The 278-nt window shown below is 51.4% G+C and carries 1 pseudogene; it reads right to left on the bottom strand.

Going from position 1 to position 278, the window contains the following annotated elements:
• Nucleotides 1-221: pseudogene (locus BK665_RS33515) on the bottom strand (alpha/beta hydrolase); the annotation flags it as partial.
• Nucleotides 222-278: the final 57 nt, after the last annotated feature.

Genomic DNA, 278 nt, shown 5'->3' on the forward strand with positions numbered 1-278 from the left:
GCATCGTCCACGGTGATCTTGCGGACATAGTCAATATTATTATTCGGCCCCGTCCCGTAGTAACTTTCCTGATCGCCCGCACCGCCAATAAAGAATATGACCAAATCGCGCAAGGCCACAGGAACCGGCTTGACGGATTGGTCGGTCTTGCACGTTAACGTGTGGGTTTTTACTTCTCTTTTTGGCGGTTCTTCCTTCACCGCCGGCGCTGCATCTGCCATCCCAATCACTCCACAAACAATTTAATGGTTTCAGCCAGATGCGAACTGACGGTGTGG

The organism is Pseudomonas frederiksbergensis (genome assembly GCF_003732665.1).
Lineage (GTDB): Bacteria > Pseudomonadota > Gammaproteobacteria > Pseudomonadales > Pseudomonadaceae > Aquipseudomonas > Aquipseudomonas frederiksbergensis_G.